The sequence below is a fragment of the Pseudoxanthomonas sp. SGNA-20 genome, assembly GCF_003931635.1.
Lineage (GTDB): Bacteria > Pseudomonadota > Gammaproteobacteria > Xanthomonadales > Xanthomonadaceae > Pseudoxanthomonas.
Genome location: NZ_RRYK01000005.1, coordinates 1 through 18,690, shown reverse-complemented (window position 1 = coordinate 18,690; position 18,690 = coordinate 1). Strand labels below are relative to the sequence as shown.

General features: G+C 71.9%; 11 protein-coding genes. 1 reads left to right on the top strand and 10 read right to left on the bottom strand.

All coding sequences use genetic code 11. The annotated features are described in order from the left end of the window. Nucleotides 1–5: 5 nt before the first annotated feature. The 10 genes from EIM48_RS10115 to EIM48_RS10070 all read right to left on the bottom strand — a co-directional run bounded on the left by EIM48_RS10115 (nucleotide 6) and on the right by EIM48_RS10070 (nucleotide 17,434). Nucleotides 6–1,319: a gluconate:H+ symporter gene (locus EIM48_RS10115; RefSeq protein ID WP_019397918.1), complete on the bottom strand. Its 1,314-nt coding sequence runs from the start codon at nucleotides 1,317–1,319 to the stop codon at nucleotides 6–8. 75 nt (nucleotides 1,320–1,394) lie between these two features. Continuing rightward, nucleotides 1,395–3,401: a YjhG/YagF family D-xylonate dehydratase gene (locus EIM48_RS10110; RefSeq protein ID WP_125111579.1), complete on the bottom strand. Its 2,007-nt coding sequence runs from the start codon at nucleotides 3,399–3,401 to the stop codon at nucleotides 1,395–1,397. Nucleotides 3,402–3,409: 8 nt separating this feature from the next. After that, nucleotides 3,410–5,008 (bottom strand): aldehyde dehydrogenase family protein, encoded by a 1,599-nt coding sequence (locus EIM48_RS10105; RefSeq protein ID WP_019397920.1) that lies wholly within the window; start codon nucleotides 5,006–5,008, stop codon nucleotides 3,410–3,412. Then, nucleotides 5,005–5,823 (bottom strand): fumarylacetoacetate hydrolase family protein, encoded by an 819-nt coding sequence (locus tag EIM48_RS10100; protein ID WP_019397921.1) that lies wholly within the window; start codon nucleotides 5,821–5,823, stop codon nucleotides 5,005–5,007. The genes EIM48_RS10105 and EIM48_RS10100 overlap by 4 nt, the downstream gene beginning before the upstream one ends. 40 nt (nucleotides 5,824–5,863) lie before the next feature. Next, nucleotides 5,864–7,336 (bottom strand): mannitol dehydrogenase family protein, encoded by a 1,473-nt coding sequence (locus EIM48_RS10095; protein WP_028915250.1) that lies wholly within the window; start codon nucleotides 7,334–7,336, stop codon nucleotides 5,864–5,866. A 143-nt stretch (nucleotides 7,337–7,479) separates the two neighbouring features. Next, complete coding sequence (locus EIM48_RS10090; RefSeq protein WP_028915251.1) at nucleotides 7,480–10,221, bottom strand: glycoside hydrolase family 3 protein; 2,742 nt, start codon at nucleotides 10,219–10,221, stop codon at nucleotides 7,480–7,482. A 41-nt stretch (nucleotides 10,222–10,262) separates the two neighbouring features. Next, complete coding sequence (locus tag EIM48_RS10085) at nucleotides 10,263–12,002, bottom strand: glycoside hydrolase family 43 protein (protein ID WP_125111578.1); 1,740 nt, start codon at nucleotides 12,000–12,002, stop codon at nucleotides 10,263–10,265. A 28-nt stretch (nucleotides 12,003–12,030) separates the two neighbouring features. Further along, nucleotides 12,031–13,287, bottom strand: a complete 1,257-nt coding sequence (gene manD, locus EIM48_RS10080) for a D-mannonate dehydratase ManD (protein ID WP_125111577.1) — start codon at nucleotides 13,285–13,287, stop codon at nucleotides 12,031–12,033. Next, complete coding sequence (locus tag EIM48_RS10075) at nucleotides 13,284–15,302, bottom strand: sialate O-acetylesterase (RefSeq protein WP_125111576.1); 2,019 nt, start codon at nucleotides 15,300–15,302, stop codon at nucleotides 13,284–13,286. The genes manD and EIM48_RS10075 overlap by 4 nt, the downstream gene beginning before the upstream one ends. Continuing rightward, nucleotides 15,299–17,434, bottom strand: a complete 2,136-nt coding sequence (locus tag EIM48_RS10070; RefSeq protein WP_276312195.1) for an alpha-glucuronidase family glycosyl hydrolase — start codon at nucleotides 17,432–17,434, stop codon at nucleotides 15,299–15,301. Before EIM48_RS10070 ends, EIM48_RS10075 begins: the two co-directional genes overlap by 4 nt. A gap of 172 nt (nucleotides 17,435–17,606) precedes the next feature. On the opposite strand from EIM48_RS10070, the gene EIM48_RS10065 reads away from it, so the two are divergent. Then, nucleotides 17,607–18,668, top strand: coding sequence for a LacI family DNA-binding transcriptional regulator (locus EIM48_RS10065; protein ID WP_125077204.1), 1,062 nt, complete (start codon nucleotides 17,607–17,609; stop codon nucleotides 18,666–18,668). Nucleotides 18,669–18,690: the final 22 nt, after the last annotated feature.

The following is an 18,690-nucleotide window of genomic DNA, read 5'->3' as shown; positions in this document are numbered from 1 at the left end:
GCGGGCTACAGCGCCAGGTCCAGCAGCAGCACGCCGGCCAGCCCGACCACGGAGATGGTCGATTCCATCACCGTCCACGAGCGGAAAGTCTGGGCCATGGACAGGCCGAAGAACTCCTTGAACATCCAGAAGGCCGAGTCGTTGACGTGGGAGCCGAACACGCTGCCGGCGCCCACCGCCAGCACCATCAGTTCCGGCGACACGCCGGTGCTCTCCACCAGCGGACCCACCACGCCGGCGGCGGTGATCACCGCCACGGTCGAGGAGCCGATCATCACCCGCAGCAGCGCGGTGGCCAGCCAGGCGAACAGCAGCGGTGGCATCTGCCACTGCCCGGCCAGGGCAGCGATGGTCGCGCCCACCCCGCTGTCGACCAGCACCTGCTTGAACACGCCGCCGGCGGTGATGATCAGCAGGATCACGGCGATGCCGCCGATGGCGGCATTGAGCCAGCGCGTCTGCGTCTCCAGGCCCACGCCGCGGCGATGGCCCAGGAACCAGAACGCCAGCAGGGTCGACAGCAGCAGGGCCACGGTCGGGTTTCCAAGGAACAGCAGCGCGGTGCGCACCAGGCCTTCCGGCAGCAGGCCGTCGGCAACCACCGAGACGCTGATCAGCAGCACCGGCGACAGCGCGATCAGGAACGAGCATGGCGCGCCCGGCAGCTCGCCGCGCGCACCATCTTCCGGACCGTTGAACAGGTCCGGCAGCGGCGGGTTGATGGATTTCAGCCGGCGCGAAAGCCAGGGACCGGCGATCACTACCGCCGGCACGGCCATCACCAGGCCGTACAGCAGGGTGCGGCCCATGTCCGCGCCGAAGGCATTCACCAGCACCACCGGTCCCGGATGTGGCGGCAGGAAGCAGTGGGTGGTGCTCAGCGAGGCCACGGTGGGGATGGCCAGCAGCAGGATCGGCAGGCCGGTGCGTCGCGCCAGCGAGAAGACCAGCGGCACCAGGATGATGAAGCCGGCATTGAAGTACAGCGGGATGCCGACCAGGAAGCCGGTCAGCAGCAGCGCCCACTGGATGTTGCGCTCGCCGAAGGCGCCGATCAGGGTGGTGGCGATCTTTTCCGCCGCGCCGCTTTCCTCCAGCACCTTGCCCAGGATCGCGCCGAGCACGATCACCAGCGCCAGCCCGGCCAGCGTGCTGCCGACGCCGGCATCGATGGTCCTGACCAGGTCCTGCGGCGCGATGCCCAGGGCCAGGCCCATCGGGATCGCCACCACCAGCAGCGACAGGAACGGGCTCAGCTTGCGCGCGGTGAGCAGGATCTGCAGCGCGATGGCGGCGGCGATGATGAGGAACGTGGCCATCCAGCAACTCCCCGGGAGTGAGTGGTACGACGTCCGGCCATGGCCGGCGCGATCGGTTCGTGCGGGCGCGCGGGATCAGCCCTCCGTTGCCGCGCGGCGCTGCGCCAGCGCCTCGCGGCCGGCGCGCAGGGTCTCGACGATGGCGTCCACGTCGTAGACGCAACCGCCCCAGGTCCCGCCGCTGGCTTCCTGCAGCGCGGCCCATAGCCGGGTGTCGGCCGGCAGCTTCGGATGCGGCGCGATGGCCGGATGCACCGGGCGCGAGGCCAGCACCTTCGCGCCTTCCTCCGGCGACAGCGCGTTCGCCTGGTCGGTGCCGATGAAGTCGATGCTCCCCTGCAGCGTGTTGCGGTCGATCACGATCCGCACCAGGTCGCCATCGCGCAGGCGACCGATCGGTCCGCCGGCCAGCGCCTCCGGCCCAACATGGCCGATGCAGGCGCCGGTGGAAACGCCGGAGAAACGCGCATCGGTCAGCACCGGCACGTGCTTGCCCCAGGGCAGGTACTTGAGCGCGGAGGTGAGCTGGTAGGTCTCCTCCATCCCGGTACCCGCCGGACCGCAGCCGGCCAGCACGACGACGTCACCGGCCACCACCGCGCCCTCGCCCCTGGCCTTGATCGCGGCGATGGCCTCGTGCTCGCTGGCGAACACCCGCGCCCTGCCGGTGTGGCGGTAGACGTTGTCCGCGTCGACCACGGAAGGATCGATCGAGGTGGCCTTGATCACCGAGCCATCCGGCGCGAGGTTGCCGACCGGGAACACCAGTGCAGATGTCAACCCGGCGGCGCGGGCCGCATCCGGGCCCATGATCACGTTGCCGGGATCGACGCCATCCAGCTCGCGCAGCCGCTGCCGCGCGATGCGGCGTGCCTGGCTGTGCTCCCACCATTCCAGGTTCTCGCCGACGGTGCGGCCGCTGACCGTGGGGATGTCCAGGTGCAGCAGTCCCATGTCGCGCAGGTGCAGCATCACCTCGGGCACGCCGCCGGCCATGAACACCTGCACCGTGGGATGGTGGCGCGGGCCGTTGGGCAGCGCGTCGACCAGGCGCGGCGTGGCGCGATTGGCCGCGGTCCAGTCGGCCACCGTGGGTGCGGCAAGTCCGGCGGCACGCGCGATCGCCGGCACGTGCAGCAGCAGGTTGGTGGACCCGCCGAAGGCCGCATGCACCAGCAGCGCGTTCTCCACCGCCTTGCGGGTGAGGATGGCCGACAGCGGCGTGCCGGCCTGGGCCAGCCGCATCAGGGCCAGCGCCGAGCGCCGCGCCATGTCCAGCCATACCGGCTCGCCGGAAGGCGCCAGCGCGCTGTGTGGCAGGGCCATGCCCAGCGCCTCGGCGATCACCTGCGAGGTCGCGGCGGTGCCGAGGAACTGGCAGCCGCCACCCGGCGAGCCGCAGGCACGGCAGCCCATGGCCGCGGCGTGTTCCAGGTCGATCAGCCCGTGCGCATAGCGCGCGCCGATGGTCTGCACCTTGGCCGTGTCCTCGGCACCGCGCGCCGGCAGGGTCACGCCGCCGGGCACGATCACGCCGGGCAGGTCGCCGCAGCCGGCCAGGGCCAGCATCATTGCCGGCAGGCCCTTGTCGCAGGTGGCGATGCCCAGCACGCCGCGACGCGTGGGCAGCGAGCGCACCAGGCGGCGCATGGTCATCGCCGCGTCATTGCGGTACGGCAGGCTGTCGAACATGCCGGTCGTGCCCTGGGTGCGGCCGTCGCACGGATCCGAGCACATCACCGAGAACGGCAGGCCGCCGTTGGCCGCGAACGTCTCCGCGGCCGCGCGCACCAGGCGGTCGATCTCCCAGTGGCCGGTATGCAGGCCGAGCGCGACCGGCTGGCCGTCCCCGGCACGCAGGCCACCCTGGGTGCTGACGATCAGGTACGGATCGCGCGCGATCTCGCTGGCGCGCCAGCCCATGCCGGCATTCTGGGTCATGCCGAACAGGTGCCCGCTGGGCGCCTGGCGCAGCATCGTATCGTCGATCGGCAGGCGCCCGGGCGGACCCTCGCCGGAGGTACGGGTTTCCGCCAGGGCGGTTCCGTCGCCGAGGATCGCGTCGAGGGCATCAGCCTGCATCGTTCACCTCATGCGTCGGCGGTGGTCCACTTGCCATCCACCAGGCGCCACAGGGTGCCGGTGGGATTGGCATCGCGCAGCGCCGGCGGCAGCCGGTGCGGGCGCACGTTGTCGTAGCTGTGCAACGCGGAGAAGCGCAGCAGCGAGGCCGGGATGCCGACCGCGGTGAACGCCGGGTGGCCGGTGGCCGGATACGGGCCGCCGTGGTTCTGCGCCGGCGACACCGCCACGCCGGTGGGCATGCGGTCGTTGATCAGGCGGCCGACGCGGGTGCGCAGCACCGGCGCGATCACGTCGTACTGCGCATCGTCCGAGCCGGCGGTGTCGCTGTAGATGGTACCGGTCAGGTTGCCCTCCAGCGCATGCGCGACCTGCAGCATCTGCTCTTCCGACTCGGCCAGCACCAGCAGGCAGACCTGGCCGAAGGCCTCGTTCTGCAGCTCGTGCGGCGCCTCGAGGAAGCGCTTGCCGGATACCCGCAGCAGGGTCGGCTGGAAGGCGTAGCCGGCCGCTTCCTCGGCGATGCCGCCGCCGGCCAGCAGTTCGGCGCCGGCGGCGCGCAGCGCGGCCACCGCCTCGGCCACGGCTTCCGGCGCGCGCGGGGTCAGCAGCACGCCGGCCGGCGTGGCTGCGGTCAGCCGCTGCAGTTCCTGGACGAAGGCGTCGGTGTGCTCGCCCGGCGGCAGCACGGCGATGCCCGGGCGGGTGCAGAACTGGCCGGCACCCATGGCGCAGGAGCTGGCCAGTTCGGCGGCGATCGCCGCACCGCGCTCGCGCAGGGCGCCGGCGAGGATGAACACCGGGTTGACCGAGGACATCTCCAGGTAGGCCGGCTTGCCCGCGGCATCGGCCGCGGCCTTGATCGCCATGCCCGCCGGGCGGCTGCCGGTGAAGGCAATGGCCGCGGTGCGCGGGTCGGTGACCAGGCGCAGGCCCAGCTCGTTGGAGGTGTGGAAGAACATCTGCACCGTGCCCGAGGGCAGGCCGCTGGCCTGCACCGCCTCGGCCGCGGCCTGGGCCAGCAGCAGCGAGGTATGCGGATGCGCCGGATGCGCCTTGGCGATCACCGGGTTGCCCGCGGCAATGGCCGCGGCGAAGTCGCCGCCGGACACGCCGTTGAACGCGAACGGGAAGTTGTTGGGGCCGAACACCACCACCGGGCCGCCGAGCGGGGCATGCATGGAGCGCAGGTTGTTGGCGGTGTCGATGGTTGGCCGCGCCCAGCTGCCGTCGCGCGCGGCCTGCGCGGCCTGGCGCAGCTGGCCGGTGGTGCGCGGCAGCTCGGCCTTGCGCAGGCGCGGCTCCACCGGCAGGCCGGTCTCGCGGTGCGCGGACTCGATCAGCGCCTCGGCGCGCGCCTCGATCCCGGCGGCGAAAGCCTCCAGGAACTGGGCGATGCGCTCGCCGGGCAGGCGCGCCAGTTCGGCCGCGGCGCGCTTGCCGGCTTCGAGCATGGCGTCGAGGTCTTCCCAGCCGGAGACGGGGAAGTCGTGGCTGTCGATCTCAAGCTTCTGCGAGGGGTCGAAGGCACGGAAGCTGCCGGTGGGCGCGTTGGCCGCGACCCAGCGGCCGTCGAGCAGGATGGGTTGCAGGTTGGACTTGCTCATTGCACGGGGTTCTCCAGGACCAGGCCGTCGATCTCGATGCGTACCACGTCGCCGGACTGCAGGGTGAAGGATTCGTCCGGCACGATGCCGGTGCCGGTGAACAGGAAGGCGCCGAACGGGAAGGACAGTTCGCGGAACAGGTAGCCGGCCAGCTCGTCCAGGCCGCGCTTGATCTGCGAGGTGCGGGTCTGGCCGGAGAAGGCGACCGCGCCGCCGCGCAGGATCTGCAGGCCGATCGCCAGGTCGGTCATGGCCGCGGCCGGGCACAGGCGGAGCGCCGGGCCGATCGCGCAGGAACCGTCGTAGACCTTGGCCTGCGGCAGGTACAGCGGGTTCTCGCCCTCGATGCTGCGCGAGGACACGTCGTTGCCCACGCTGTAGCCGCGGATCGCGCCGTCGGCGTCGAGCAGCAGCACCAGTTCCGGCTCGGGCACGTTCCAGTGGCTGTCGCCGCGCACCCGGATCGGCTGGCCATGGCCGACGGTACGCCAGCCGGCGGCCTTGAAGAACAGTTCCGGACGCGGCGCGGCGTAGACCTTCTGGTACACGTCCGCGCTTTGCGACTCGGCCTCGCGCGCCATGCGGCTGCTGAGGTAGGTGACGCCGCTGGCCCAGGCTTCCTGGGCATCCTCGATCGGCGCCAGCAGCGGGCCGTCGGCGGCTTCGCCGGTGGCGGCATCGTGCAGCGCCGCCTGCGCCGCCGGCGCCGGCAACGCCAGCCAGGCGGCGAGGCTGAAGCCCGCGGGCAGGTAGCGGCCGTCCAGGGCCCAGCGGGGGCCGTCGGCGGTGGCGTGGCGGGTAAGGCTTGCGGTCATGGGCACTCCACTGTTCGACGGTTGGGGGGAGCGGATCCGGCTAGGCTGCCGCCAGCGCCAGGCGCACCGCTTCCGGCGTGGCCGGATCGAGCGCGGCGTAGGCCTCGCCCAGCACGGCGGCGAAACGCGCGTCGCCCGCCAGCGTACCGAACACGCCGTCCAGCGCGAGGAACGCGTTCACGTCCCGGGCAACATCGCCCGTGCATGCCTTGCCGATCTGCGCCAGCGTCTCCGCCAGCGGATCGACGATCGCCACATCGCGGGCCGCCTGGCGGCGCACGAACTGCAGCCAGCCGGCCACCGGCAGGCACAGGCGGTCGATCGGCCGGCCGGCGGCCAGCGCATCGGCGATGGTGCCCAGCAGGCGCACCGGGATCTTCTGCGAGCCGTCCCAGGCGATCTGCGCCAGCAGGTGGCGGATGGCCGGGTTGCGGAAGCGCGCGAGGATGGCGCCAACATAGGCCTCCGGATCGAAGCCCTCCGGCCGCTGCAGCGAAGGCACGATGTCCTGGCGCATCAGCCGCTCGACGAAGCCCGCCAGCACCGGATCGCGCATGGCCTCGGCCACGCTTTCCAGCTCCATCAGCGAACCGAGGTAGGCCAGCGCCGAATGCGGGGCGTTGAGCAGGCGCAGCTTGGCGCGGTCGTAGCCGGCGATGTCGCCGCTCATCACCACGCCGGCGCGTTCCAGCGGCGGGCGGCCGTTGCGGAAATCGTCCTCCACCACCCACTGTGTGTACGGCTCGCGCTGCACCGGCCAGGCGTCGGCCACGCCCAGCGCGGACTGCACCTGCGCGCGCACGCCGTCGTCGGTGGCCGGGGTGATGCTGTCGACCATCGAGCGCGGGAAGGCGACCTCGCGTGCGATCCACTCCGCCAGCTCCGCATCGACGCGACCGGCGTAATCGAACACCGCGCGGCGCAGGCGGCCGCCGTTGTCGGCCAGGTTGTCGCAGCTGAGCACGGTATAGGCCGGCAGGCCGCGCGCGCGGCGCAGGCGCAGGCCCTCGACCAGCCAGCCGATGGCGGACACGGGCGCCTGCGGGTTGGCGAGGTCGTGGGCGATGTCCGGATGCGCGGCATCCACGCCGTCGGCGGACAGGCAATAGCCCTTCTCGGTGATGGTCAGGGTCACCAGGCGCACGTCGGGATCGGCCAGGCGCGCGGCCACCGCCTCGCGCTGCTGCGGCGCGCACAACACCTCGCGGATCGAACCGACCACCCGCAGCGCCGGCTGTTCGCCCAGCAACACCAGGGTGTACAGGCCGTCCTGCGGCGCCAGCGCATCGCGCACGCTGGCGCTGTGCAACGACACCGCGCTGATCGCCCACGCCGGATCCAAGGCCAGCAGGTCGTCCAGGTACACCGCCTGGTGGGCGCGATGGAAGGCGCCGGGACCGAAGTGGACGATGCCGATGCGGGTGGCGGCGCGGTCGTAGGCGGGGACGGCGATGCCGGCCGGGAGCCGCGCTAGCGCGGCGCTGGAAAGGCGTGGGGTGTGGGTGGAACTCATCTGCTTGCCGGTGGGGAGGGGAACGCGCATGGCCGGGCCATGCGCGGGGAAAGGGGGGCGGCGGGGCCGGTCCCGGCAGGGAAGCCGGCCCGGCCGCCTGGCGCCCGCCGCCAGCGGAGAGAACAGGCGGCGGGCACGAGCCATCAGCGCGCGACCACCTCCAGCGGCGCGCGCATGCGGATGTCGGCGCTGGAGGCACCGACCTGCACTTCGTAGCGGCCCGGGTCGACCACGTAACGGCCGGCGGCCTCGTCGTACACGCGCAGGTCGCGCTCGGGCACGATGCTGAAGCTGACCGTGCGCGACTCGCCCGGCTGCAGGTGCACGCGCTGGAAGCCGCGCAGCTCCTTCAGCGCGCGCTCGCGCCGCGGCTGCAGCGGCGCCAGGTACAGCTGCACCACCTCGTCGCCGGCGCGCTTGCCCTCGTTCTTCACGGTGACGCTGACCGCGACCTCGTCGGTCGCGCTAGCACGCTTGCGATCCAGCTTCAGCGCCGAATAGCCGAAGCGCGTGTAGGACAGGCCATGGCCGAACGGGAACAGCGGCTTGCCGGTGAAGTAACGGTAGGTGCGGCCCTTCATCGAGTAGTCGTCGAACGGCGGCAGCTGCTCGTCGGCGCTGTAGAAGGTCACCGGCAGGCGCCCGGCCGGGTTGTAGTCGCCGAACAGCACGTCGGCCACGGCGTTGCCTCCGCGCTGGCCCGGGTACCAGGCCAGCAGGATCGCCGGCAGGTTCTGCTTGGCCCAGTCGATGCCCAGGGCCGAGCCGGTGGTCAGCACCGCCACCACCGGCTTGCCGGTGGCGTGCAGCGCCTCCAGCAGCTTCTGCTGGGTCGAAGGCAGGCGGATGTCGGTGCGGTCGCCGCCGGCAAAGCCCGGGTAGTCGACCTTCATCTCCTCGCCTTCCACGTCGCCGGTCAGGCCGCCGACGAACACCACCGCGTCGGCGCTGCGCGCCGCCTCCAGCGCCTGCTCGAACGGCGGCTGCGCGCCGGGGCGCTCCCAGGCCAGCCGCACCGCGGCGTCGCGCTCGTTCTCGTAGTACTCCAGGCGGATGTCGTAGGCGCGACCGCCTTCCAGGTCCAGGCTCACGCTGTCGGCGCGCAGGCGCTCGGCGTCCTCCCAGTGGTCCAGCACCAGCTTGCCGTCCAGGTACAGGCGCATGCCGTCGTTGGCCGCGGCCTCGATCCGGTAGCGGCCGCTCACCGGTGGCAGCAGCTGCCCGCTCCAGCGGATGCTGAAGCCGTCGTTGGGCACGGCGTTGTCCGGGCCGGCCTCGCCTCGGGCCATCAGGTTGTCGGTGGGCGAGCCGCGGTCCCAGCGGAACGCGATCTGCGGGTCCACGCGCACCAGCACCGGCTGCCCGGACAGGTCCTTGTTGCGGAAGTACTCGCCGCGCAGGCCGCGCTCGTTGGAGCCCGGCGCCGGGCGCAGGTACTGCGGCTCGATCAGCGGGGTCGCCGCCGGGTCGTCGCGGCCTTCGACCAGGTCCACGCCGCGCGCGTACACCACCTCCACGCCCGGCACCGCCTCCTGGATGCCGCGCAGGATGGTCACCGGGTCGGCCGGGGTGCCGTAGTAGTTGCCCAGCAGGGCCATGGTGTCGTCGGCGGTGGGGCCGACCACGGCCAGGCGGCGGATGTCCTTCGGCAGCGGCAGGATGCCGTCGTTCTTCAGCAGCACCAGCGATTCCTGTGCCATCTTCCGCGCCAGCGCATCATGCTTGCCCGATTGGTTCACCGAGTACGGGATCTGCGCCCAGCGCACCTGCTCCGGCGGGTCGAACATGCCCAGCTGCATGCGCGCCACGAACAGCCGGGTCAGGGCGTCGTCCAGTTCGGCCTCGCTGATCAGGCCCTTGCGCACCGCCACCGGCAGGTTCTGGGCGTAGGTGCTGCCGCAGTTCAGTTCGGTGCCGTTCTTCACCGCCAGCGCGGCCGCTTCCTCGGGCGTCTCCACGATCCTGTGGTTCTTCCAGATGTCCACGATCGCCCAGCAGTCGGACATCACGTAGCCGTCGAAACCCCACTGCTGGCGCAGCAGGTCGCGCAGCAGGAAGCGGCTGGCGCTGGCCGACTCGCCGTAGACGCGGTTGTAGGCGCCCATCACCGCGTAAACGTCGGCTTCCTTCACCAGGGCCTCGAACGCCGGCAGGTAGGTGTCGTACAGGTCCTGCCTGGTCGGATGCACGTCGAAGGTGTGGCGGTCGGCCTCCGGGCCGCTGTGCACGGCGAAGTGCTTGGCGGTGGCGTCGAGCTTGCGGTACTTCGGATCCAGCGGCTGCCCGGTCTCCGGGTCCATGCCCTGCAGGCCGCGCACGAAGGACACGCCCATGCGCGCGGTCAGGAACGGATCCTCGCCGTAGGTCTCCTGGCCGCGGCCCCAGCGCGGGTCGCGGAAGATGTTGATGTTGGGCGACCAGAAGGTCAGGCCCTGGTAGCGGCCGCGCTCGCCCTTGCGCAGGAACTCGTGGTGCTTGGCGCGGGCCTCGTCGCTGATCGCCGCCGCCACCTGGTCCATCAGCGGCACGTCGAAGCTCGCCGCCATGCCGATGGCCTGCGGGAACACGGTGGCCCCGCCGGCGCGGGCGACGCCGTGCAGGGCCTCGTTCCACCAGTCGTACTGCGGCACGCCCAGGCGCTCGATCGCCGGGGCGTCGTTCTGCATCTGCGCGGCCTTTTCCTCCAGCGTCATCCGCGAGACCAGCGCGGCGGCGCGCTCCTCGAAGCCCAGCGAGGTGTCCAGCCACGGCCGCGCCTCGTCGGGCTGGGCCTGGACGCCGGGCAGCGCCGCCAGCAGGGCGAGCGCGCAGCCGCGGGCAAGCATGCGGCGGCGCAGGCGGCCGCGGGCGGGGGCGTAGCGGGCGGTTGCGTTGTTGGCGTCCATGACTCGCTCCTCTCAGGTTCGGGGATGGGTGCTACGGGACCTCAGCGCGCGGTTTCCAGGCGCGCGTGCGGGCCCAGGGTGGCGCCGATGAAGCCACCGGCCACGTCGGTGCTGAGGATGGTGCCGTCGGCATCGCGCACCAGCCACTGCACGCCGCGGCCGTCGCCGGCATCGAAGCCGAAGCCGTAGCGGCCCTCGTTGCCCTCGATGTGCAGGGTCAGCAGTTCCGTTTCCACGGACGCCGGCTGGCGCGCCACCACCTCGACCCCGCCGCCGGCCTTCTTCTCCAGGAACACCTCCGCGCCCTGGCCGCCGCGGCGCACGCCAAGGAAGTACCAGTGGTCGTCGCCCTGGAACGCGGCCAGGCCAGCGGCCACGCCCGGCGCCGGCAGCTCAAGCGCGGTGCTGGCCTCGAACACCAGGTGCTGCTGGCGGCGGGCGTAGAAGGCCATGTTGGTCTTGGCGTCCAGGCGTTCGGGCAGCGGGTGGATGGCCAGCCAGCCCGGGCGCGAGCTGCCGTCGTACCACTGCGTCTTCGGCACCCGCGGGGTCATCCAGCCCTGGCCCAGCCCGACCGTGTCGAACTCGTCGCGCCAGGTGAAATTGCCGCTCATCGGCGCCTGGTCGGCCGGCTTCTTCATGAATGACGGCCCCGGCAGCACGTACGGGATTTCCTTGTTCGGCTCCAGGATCCGCGGCCAGCCGTCCTTCCACTGCACCGGCAGCAGGAACGCCTCGCGTCCGGTGTTGTAGTGGTCGCGGCCGTAGTTGCGGCTGGCCAGGAAGGTGGCCCACCAGCTGCCGTCCGGGCCCTGGACCAGGTCGGCGTGGCCGGCGTTGGTGACCGGCAGCGGACGCTCCGGATCGAGCTCGCGCTGGGTCAGGATCGGGTTGCCCGGGTACGGCTGGTACGGGCCCCACACGTCGCGGCTGCGCAGCACCACCTGCGAGTGCTGCGGGCCGGTGCCGCCCTCGGCGCAGCTGAGGTAGTACCAGCCGTCGACCTTGTAGATGTGCGGCCCCTCGATCCAGATCGGGTTCTCCTCCGGCTTCACCCCGCCGTCGATCAGCACCTTGCGCGGGCCGAACGGCTTGCCGCTGGCGATGTCGATCTCCTGCAGCCAGATCGCGCGGTGGCCGTCGTAGCGCGCCGGGCCTTCCGGCTCGTCGTTGTTGAGGATGTAGAGCTTGCCGTCGTCATCGAAGAACAGCGACGGGTCGATGCCGCCGATGGTCGGCAGCCACACCGGGTCCGACCACGGGCCGGCCGGGTCCTTGGCGGTGACGAAGAAGTTGCCGCCGGCGTCCACCGAGGTATTGACCACGTAGAAGGTGCCGTCGTGGTACTCGATCGCCGGGGCGAACACGCCGCGCGACATGCCCAGGCCATCGAAGTCCAGCTGGCCGGGGCGGTGGATCGCGTTGCCGACCTGCTTCCAGTGCACCAGGTCCTCGCTCTCGAACACCGGGATGCCGGGGAAGAAGGCGAAGGTCGAGGCCACCAGGTAGAACTTGCCGTTGGCCGCGGTGATGCTGGGATCGGAGTGGAAGCCGGCCAGCACCGGGTTGCGGAAGCTGCCCTCCGGGAGCGGCGCCTCGAACGCAGCGTCGCGGCCGGTGTACTCGAACCAGTCGAAGTACGCCGGTGCCGCTTCCGCCGCCCGGGCGCCGGCCTCCGGTCCGGCCTGGCGCCCGCCGCAGGCGGACAGCGCCAGCGCGGCCACGGCCGCGGCGATCAGGCGGAGGGGGGTGCCGGGACGGCCGGCGCTGCGCTTGCTCATGGTCTGCTCCCTTTTTGTCCTGTGTGCCTTACCAGTCCCACATCGAGCCGTCTTCCAGGCGCGCGATCGGCAGCTGCTTGGGCGAATACGGGTACTTCGCCGCCAGCTTCTCGTCGATGTCCACGCCGATGCCCGGGGTGTCGCCCACGTACAGGCGGCCGTTGCGCAGCACGTAGTCGTGCGGGAACACCGCGTCGGTCTCGTCGGTGTGGAACATGTACTCCTGGATGCCGAAGTTCGGAACCCAGGTGTCGAAGTGCAGGGCCGCGCCCATGGTCACCGGCGACAGGTCGGTGGCGCCGTGGAAGCCGGTGCGCACCTGGTGCAGCGCGGCGAAGTCGGCCAGGCGGCGGATGTGGGTGATGCCGCCGCCGTGGACGATGGTGGTGCGGATGTAGTCGATCAGCTGGTTCTCGATCAGGTGCTTGCAGTCCCAGATCGAGTTGAACACCTCGCCCACCGCCAGCGGGGTGACCGAGTGCTTGCGGATCAGCTCGAACGACTTCTGGTTCTCGGCCGGGGTGGAATCCTCCAGCCAGAACAGGCGGTAGGGCTCGAGCGACTTGGCCAGGCGCGCGGCCTCGATCGGGGTCAGGCGGTGGTGCACGTCGTGCAGCAGTTCCACGTCCGGGCCGTGGTCGCGGCGCAGCTGCTCGAACAGCCTGGGTGCCACTTCCAGGTAGCGCGGGGTGTTCCACACGGTCTCGGCCGGCAGCTCGCTCTCGGCCGGCTCGTAGGCGCGGCCGGAGGACACGCCGTAGGCCTTCTTCACGCCCGGCACGCCGCACTGCGCGCGCACCGCGAGGAAGCCCTGCTCGATGAAGCGGCCCACCGCGTCGGAGGCCTCGGCGATGTCGCGGCCGTTGGCATGGCCGTACACCAGCGCGCCCTCGCGCGAACGCCCGCCCAGCAGCTGGTACAGCGGCAACCCGGCCATCTTGCCGAGGATGTCCCACAGCGCCACGTCGACCGCGGCGATCGCGCTCATCGTGACCGGGCCGCGGCGCCAGTACGCGCCGCGGTACAGGAACTGCCACATGTCCTCGATGCGCCCGGCGTCGCGGCCGATCAGGTTGGGCACCACGTGGTCCTGCAGGTACGAGGCCACGGCCAGCTCGCGGCCGTTGAGGGTGGCGTCGCCCAGGCCGTACACGCCCGAGCGGGTGGTGACCTTCAGGGTGACGAAGTTGCGTCCCGGGCAGGTGACGATGACCTTGGCATCGACGATCTCGCGGTCGTTCTTCGAGCCGTGGGTGGTGGTTTCGCTGGGGATCTGGCTGCTCATCGTGCGTGGTCGTCGTAGGGCATGGGGGAAACGGCGATTTCGAAGGGACCGGCCGGCAGGCCGGGACCGCCGCCGTCGCGGTCGTAGAGGGTGCATACCGGGCTGTCGGCCCAGCAGTAGCGCACGCGCGTGGCCTCGTGCGCACGGGGGGCGCGCAGGGTCACGCGGTTGTTCCACAGCTCGGCGCTGGCCCAGCGGCAGGAGCCGGGTCCGCTGCCGCAGACCTCGAAGCCGATCGGGCCTTCGGCACCGTACGCGGCCAGCTTGCCGCTGACCTGGGCGAAGGACACCACGATGGCGTCGCCGTTGCGGCTGGCGGACTCCGGCACCGGGCCGGCCGGCGCCAGCTTCTCGCCGTAGGCCAGATGGCGCATGGCGCGGGCCAGGCGGCGGCCGAGCTCCTGCTTGTTGGTGGGGTGGATGTCGTAGCGGTCGCCGATGTCGATGGTGACCACCAGGCCGGTGCCCGGGTCCTCGTCCGCCACCTGCTTCTGCGCCTGGCGCATGTTCGCCCAGTCGCTCTCGCCCGGCGCGGTCGGCGGGGTGCCGAAGTTGGGCAGCTGCACGATCATCAGCGGCAGCTTCGCGCCGAACTGGCGGCGCCAGTCGCTGCGCAGGGCGCGCAGCAGGTCGGCGTAGATGGCGTGCTCGAAGGTGTTGGACTCGCCCTGGTACCACAGCGCGCCACGCAGGCCATAGCCGCCCAGCGGGGCGATCATGCCGTTGTACAGCGTGGACAGGCCGGCGGCGCTCTGCCACGGTGCGCGCGGCGGCGTGCCCAGCTCCGGCGGGACCACGCGGTACTGCCAGCCGCCGGCCAGCGGCACCCGGGTGCCGTCGGCCAACACCAGCGCGTGTGCCTCGGCCGGGCCGGCCAGGCCGCCGTCGCGGTACGTGTCCAGCACGTTGACCACCACGGTGTTGGTGCCGGCCTGCAGCAGTCCCGGCGGCAGGCGGTACTCGCGGCCGCCGCCGGCGCCGTAGGTGCTGCCGACGGCGCGGCCGTTGACCCAGGTGGTGTCGATCTCGTCGGCCGGGCCCAGCGCCAGCACCGCGTCCTGCGCGGCCTGTTCGGCGCTCAGCTCCACCGTGGTGCGGTACCAGACCATGCCGTCGAAGGCTTCCAGTTCCGGTACGCCCCACTTCTCCCAGGCGCCGAGCTGGGCAGGCGCCGGGCGCCACTGCCCGGCCGGCGTGCCCGGCGCCCATGGGCGGTCGTCGGCGGCCACGCCCGGGCGGCCCGACCACCAGCCCTGCCACAGCTCGCCCCAGGCCCCGACCGCCTCCATCGGATCGCGCGCGTAACGCTCCAGCACGTCCAGTTCGGCGTCGTAGCGGCCGAGGGTGCGCAGCTGCCGTGCGCTGGTCCAGGCCTGGATGCGCGAGCCGCCCCAGGCGGCGTTGACCAGGCCCATGGGCACGTCCACGGTCTTCTGCAGCTCGCGGGCGAAGAAGTAGCAGGCCGCGGAGAAGTCGCGCACGGAATCCGGATCCACCGGCTTCCACGCCACCGGCTCGCTGAACCCGCGCTGCGGTTCCACCTGCGCCACCTGCGGCACGGTCAGCAGGCGGATGCGGTCGTTGCCGGCGCCGGCGATCTCGGCGCGCGCGTCCAGCGAGCGCCACACCTGCAGCTCCATGTTCGACTGCCCCGAGCACAGCCACACGTCGCCGACCATCACGTCCGACACCACCTGGCGGGCCTGGCCGGCCTGGGCGGTGAGCACGTACGGGCCGCCGGCCTTGAGCGCCGGCAGGCTCGCTTCCCAGTGACCATCGGCGCCGGCGCGCACGCGCGCGCGCTTGCCGGCGATCTCCACCTTCACCTGCTCGCCGGGCTCGGCGCGGCCCCACACCCGCAGCGGCTGGTCGCGCTGCAGCACGGCGTGGTCCTGGAACAGCGAATGCAGCAGCGGGGCGGCCGGCGTGGTGGTGTCCTGGGCCTGGGCCTGGGCCAGCGGCGCCAGGGCCAGGCCCAGCGCGGCGGCCAGATGGATCAGCTTGGTTGGGCTCACTTGCCGTCTCCGGGTGCGTACGGGAACTGCAGGGACTTGTAGTACTCCAGGTCGTGCGGCGGCGGCGCCGCGCCTTCCGGCAGCGGGCGCTGCGAGAAGGTCTGGAAGTAGGCGATGCTGGCGTCGCGCCACCACTTTGCTTCCTTTTCCTGGATGCCGAGGAACACCGCGACCTGGTGGTGCCGCTCGGTATCGACCTTGCCCTCCAGCGCGGCCCAGGTACGGCGCATGCCGCGCACGTAGTCCACGCCGCGGTCGTAGCGCAGCACCAGCTCGTCCCACAGGCTGCGGCCGGAGGCCATGCGGTGGTCCCAGGGCACGTGGTGGAACCACAGCAGGAACTCTTCCGGCACGGTGTCGAGGTTGCCGAACTGCGCTGCCACCGGCGGCGCGTACTGGCCCACGGCGTTGCTGCCGCTGGCGGTGCGGTCGAAGCCGATGCCGCGCGCGTCGGCGCGGTGGTAGTAGACCGAGGTCCAGTCCGCGCGCGGACCGCCCTCGACCCACGGACCCGGGCCGTAGTGGTGGCCGCGGCCCATCAGGTGGTGCAGGCCCAGCGGGGTCATGTAGTCGACCACCGCCTGGTGCGAGCCCATCATCATCGACACCACCGGCTCGACCACGGCCGGGTCGGTGGAGAAGGTCATGCGCGCCCAGTCGCGGGCGATGTCCTCGGCGCCGGCGTGCGGGTCCCAGGCCATGCGCCCGAACACGTACCAGTTGGCCTGGTCGAAGTGCGAGCCGCTCCAGTTGCGGTCCACGCCGATGTTGGCCACGCCGGCCATGCCGGTCAGCGCGTGCCCCTCCAGCGAGCCGTCCACGATCTTCGCCACGGTCGAACCGGGGCCGCGCGCATGGGTATCGGCGCGCAGCGCTTCCTCGTACAGCGGGCCCAGGTACACCAGGTGGGTGGCGAAGCCCAGGTACTCCTTGGTGATCTGGAACTCCATCATCAGCGGCGTCCTGGGCATGGCGCCGAACAGCGGATGGAACGGCTCGCGCGGCTGGAAGTCGATCGCGCCGTTCTTCACCTGCACCAGTACGTTGTCGGCGAACCGCCCGTCGTGCGGCACGAACTCGTTGTAGGCCTGCTTGTGGCGGTCGTCAGGTTCCTCGTGCGAGTACACGAACGCGCGCCACATCACGATGCCGCCGTGCGGGGCCAGGGCCTCGGCCAGCATGTTGGCGCCGTCGGCATGGCTGCGGCCGTAGTCCTGCGGGCCGGGCTGGCCCTCGGAATTGGCCTTGACCAGGAAGCCGCCGAAGTCGGGGATGGTGCGGTAGATCTCGTCGGCCTTGTCCTTCCACCACTGGCGCACGGCCGGATCCAGCGGATCGGCGGTCGCAAGGCCGCCGATCTCGATCGGCGCACTGAAGCGGGCGCTGAGGTAGACCTTGATGCCGTACGGGCGGAACACCGAGGCCAGGGCCGCCGCCTTCTCCAGGTACATCGGTGTCAATGCGAGCGCGCTGGTATTGACGTTGTTGAGCACCGTGCCGTTGATGCCGACCGAGGCATTGGCGCGGGCGTAGTCGGTGTAGCGCGGGTCCAGCCAGTCCGGCAGCTTGTGCCAGTCCCAGATCGATTCGCCGGCATAGCCGCGCTCGACGTAGCGGTCCAGGTTGTCCCAGTGGTTGAGCACGCGCACCTTCACCTTCGGCGCCTCGCGCAGGTCCAGCCCGGCCAGCGGCTGCCCGGTCTGCACCAGGCGCAGCAGGTGGAAACTGCCGTACAGCGCGCCCATGTCGGTGTTGGCCGCCACCACCGTGGCCGCGCGCCCGTCGATGCGGGTGCTGCGGATCAGGTAGCCCTCCTCGCCCAGGCCTTCCAGTTCGCCCTGGAGCGCCGCCAGCTGTGGCAGCGAGGCCGGGGTGCCGACCACGATCGCGCCGTCGCGCCGGGCCTGCGCGGCCAGCGCCGGCGCGCGCCCGAGCAGGCCGGACAGGCCGCGCACCAGTTCGTCACGGGCGGCGCGCTGGGTCGCGGTGTCCGCCGGGGCCACCAGCTGCGTGCCCTGGTCGCGGTACTGCTTGAGCACCGGCGCCGGCAGTGGCCGGTAGCGCAGCCACAGGTCATAGCCGTCCTCGGCCGCGGCCGGCAGCGCCAGCAGCCAGGTCAGCAGCAGCGCCAGTAGCCCCAGCAGGCCGGGACGCGCGGGATGTTTTGCAGACGCGGATCGTGCTATCGATATCACTCTTCTACTTCCGGTTGTCGCGGGCCATGGCCCGTGCCCGCACCCGGGCCGGGCGCGGGCGGGAACCACAGAGCGCGGCAGGGCCGCAGTCCATGGGGAGGGAACGCCATTGGCCACCAGCAGCAAGTCCGCACGCCGCAAGGGACGCGCGGTAACCATCCACGAGGTGGCCGCGGCGGCCGAGGTCTCGCCGATGACCGTGTCGCGGGTGATCAACGGCAACGCCAACGTGCGCCCGGAGACCCGCGAGCAGGTGATGCGCGCGGTGCGCGAACTGGGCTACACGCCGAACCTGGCGGCGCGCTCGCTGGCCGCGGCGCAGGGCACGCGGATCGCGCTGATCTACACCAACCCGTCCGGCGCCTACCTCAGCGAGCTGCTGGTCGGCGCCCTGCGCGGCGCCGCGCGCACCGCGGTGCAGCTGGTGGTCGACAGCTGGGACGGCCTCAACGCCGAGGCCGAGCGCGCCGCCGCCCGCACCCTGGCGCGCAGCGTCGCCGGCGTGCTGCTGCCGCCGCCGCTGTGCGAATCCAAGGCCGTGGTCTCGGAACTGGTCGGCGCCGACGTGCCGGTGGTGGCGCTGGCCTCGGCGCGCTTCGGCGACGACGTCTCGCACGTGCGCATCGACGATTTCCGCGCCAGCCGCGAGATCACCGAATACCTGCTCGGCCTGGGCCATACCCGGATCGGCTTCATCAAGGGCCATCCCAACCAGACCGCCAGCGCGCGGCGCTTCGAGGGTTTCCAGGCGGCGCTGGCCGCGGCCGGCATCAGCCTGGACGCCGGCATGGTCCAGCAGGGCTACTTCACCTACCGCTCCGGCCTGGAGGCGGCGGAGAAGCTGCTGGCGCGCAAGAAGCCGCCGACCGCGATCTTCGCCAGCAACGACGACATGGCCGCCGCCGTGGTCTCGGTCGCGCACCGCCGCGGCCTGGACGTGCCGCGCGACCTGTCGGTGGTCGGCTACGACGACACCTCCGCCGCCACCACGGTATGGCCGGAACTGAGCACGGTGCGCCAGCCCATCGCCTCGATGGCCGACTCGGCCATGGACATCCTGGTGCGCGCGATCAGCCGCCGCGAGAAGGACGTGCACATGGTGGTCGACCACGTGGTCGCCCACGAGCTGGTCCGGCGGGACTCGGTGGCCCCGCCGGCAGCCCGCGACTGACAGGCGGCCGGCGCCCATCGGC

Excerpts from the sequence above, each read along its gene's own strand:
- EIM48_RS10105 (WP_019397920.1), bottom strand. The coding sequence starts at position 5,008 with ATGAGCAAGTCCAACCTGCAACCCATCCTGCTCGACGGCCGCTGGGTC.
- EIM48_RS10110 (WP_125111579.1), bottom strand. The coding sequence starts at position 3,401 with ATGCAGGCTGATGCCCTCGACGCGATCCTCGGCGACGGAACCGCCCTG.
- manD (WP_125111577.1), bottom strand. The coding sequence starts at position 13,287 with ATGAGCAGCCAGATCCCCAGCGAAACCACCACCCACGGCTCGAAGAAC.
- EIM48_RS10090 (WP_028915251.1), bottom strand. The coding sequence starts at position 10,221 with ATGGACGCCAACAACGCAACCGCCCGCTACGCCCCCGCCCGCGGCCGC.
- EIM48_RS10115 (WP_019397918.1), bottom strand. The coding sequence starts at position 1,319 with ATGGCCACGTTCCTCATCATCGCCGCCGCCATCGCGCTGCAGATCCTG.
- EIM48_RS10095 (WP_028915250.1), bottom strand. The coding sequence starts at position 7,336 with ATGAGTTCCACCCACACCCCACGCCTTTCCAGCGCCGCGCTAGCGCGG.
- EIM48_RS10085 (WP_125111578.1), bottom strand. The coding sequence starts at position 12,002 with ATGAGCAAGCGCAGCGCCGGCCGTCCCGGCACCCCCCTCCGCCTGATC.
- EIM48_RS10100 (WP_019397921.1), bottom strand. The coding sequence starts at position 5,823 with ATGACCGCAAGCCTTACCCGCCACGCCACCGCCGACGGCCCCCGCTGG.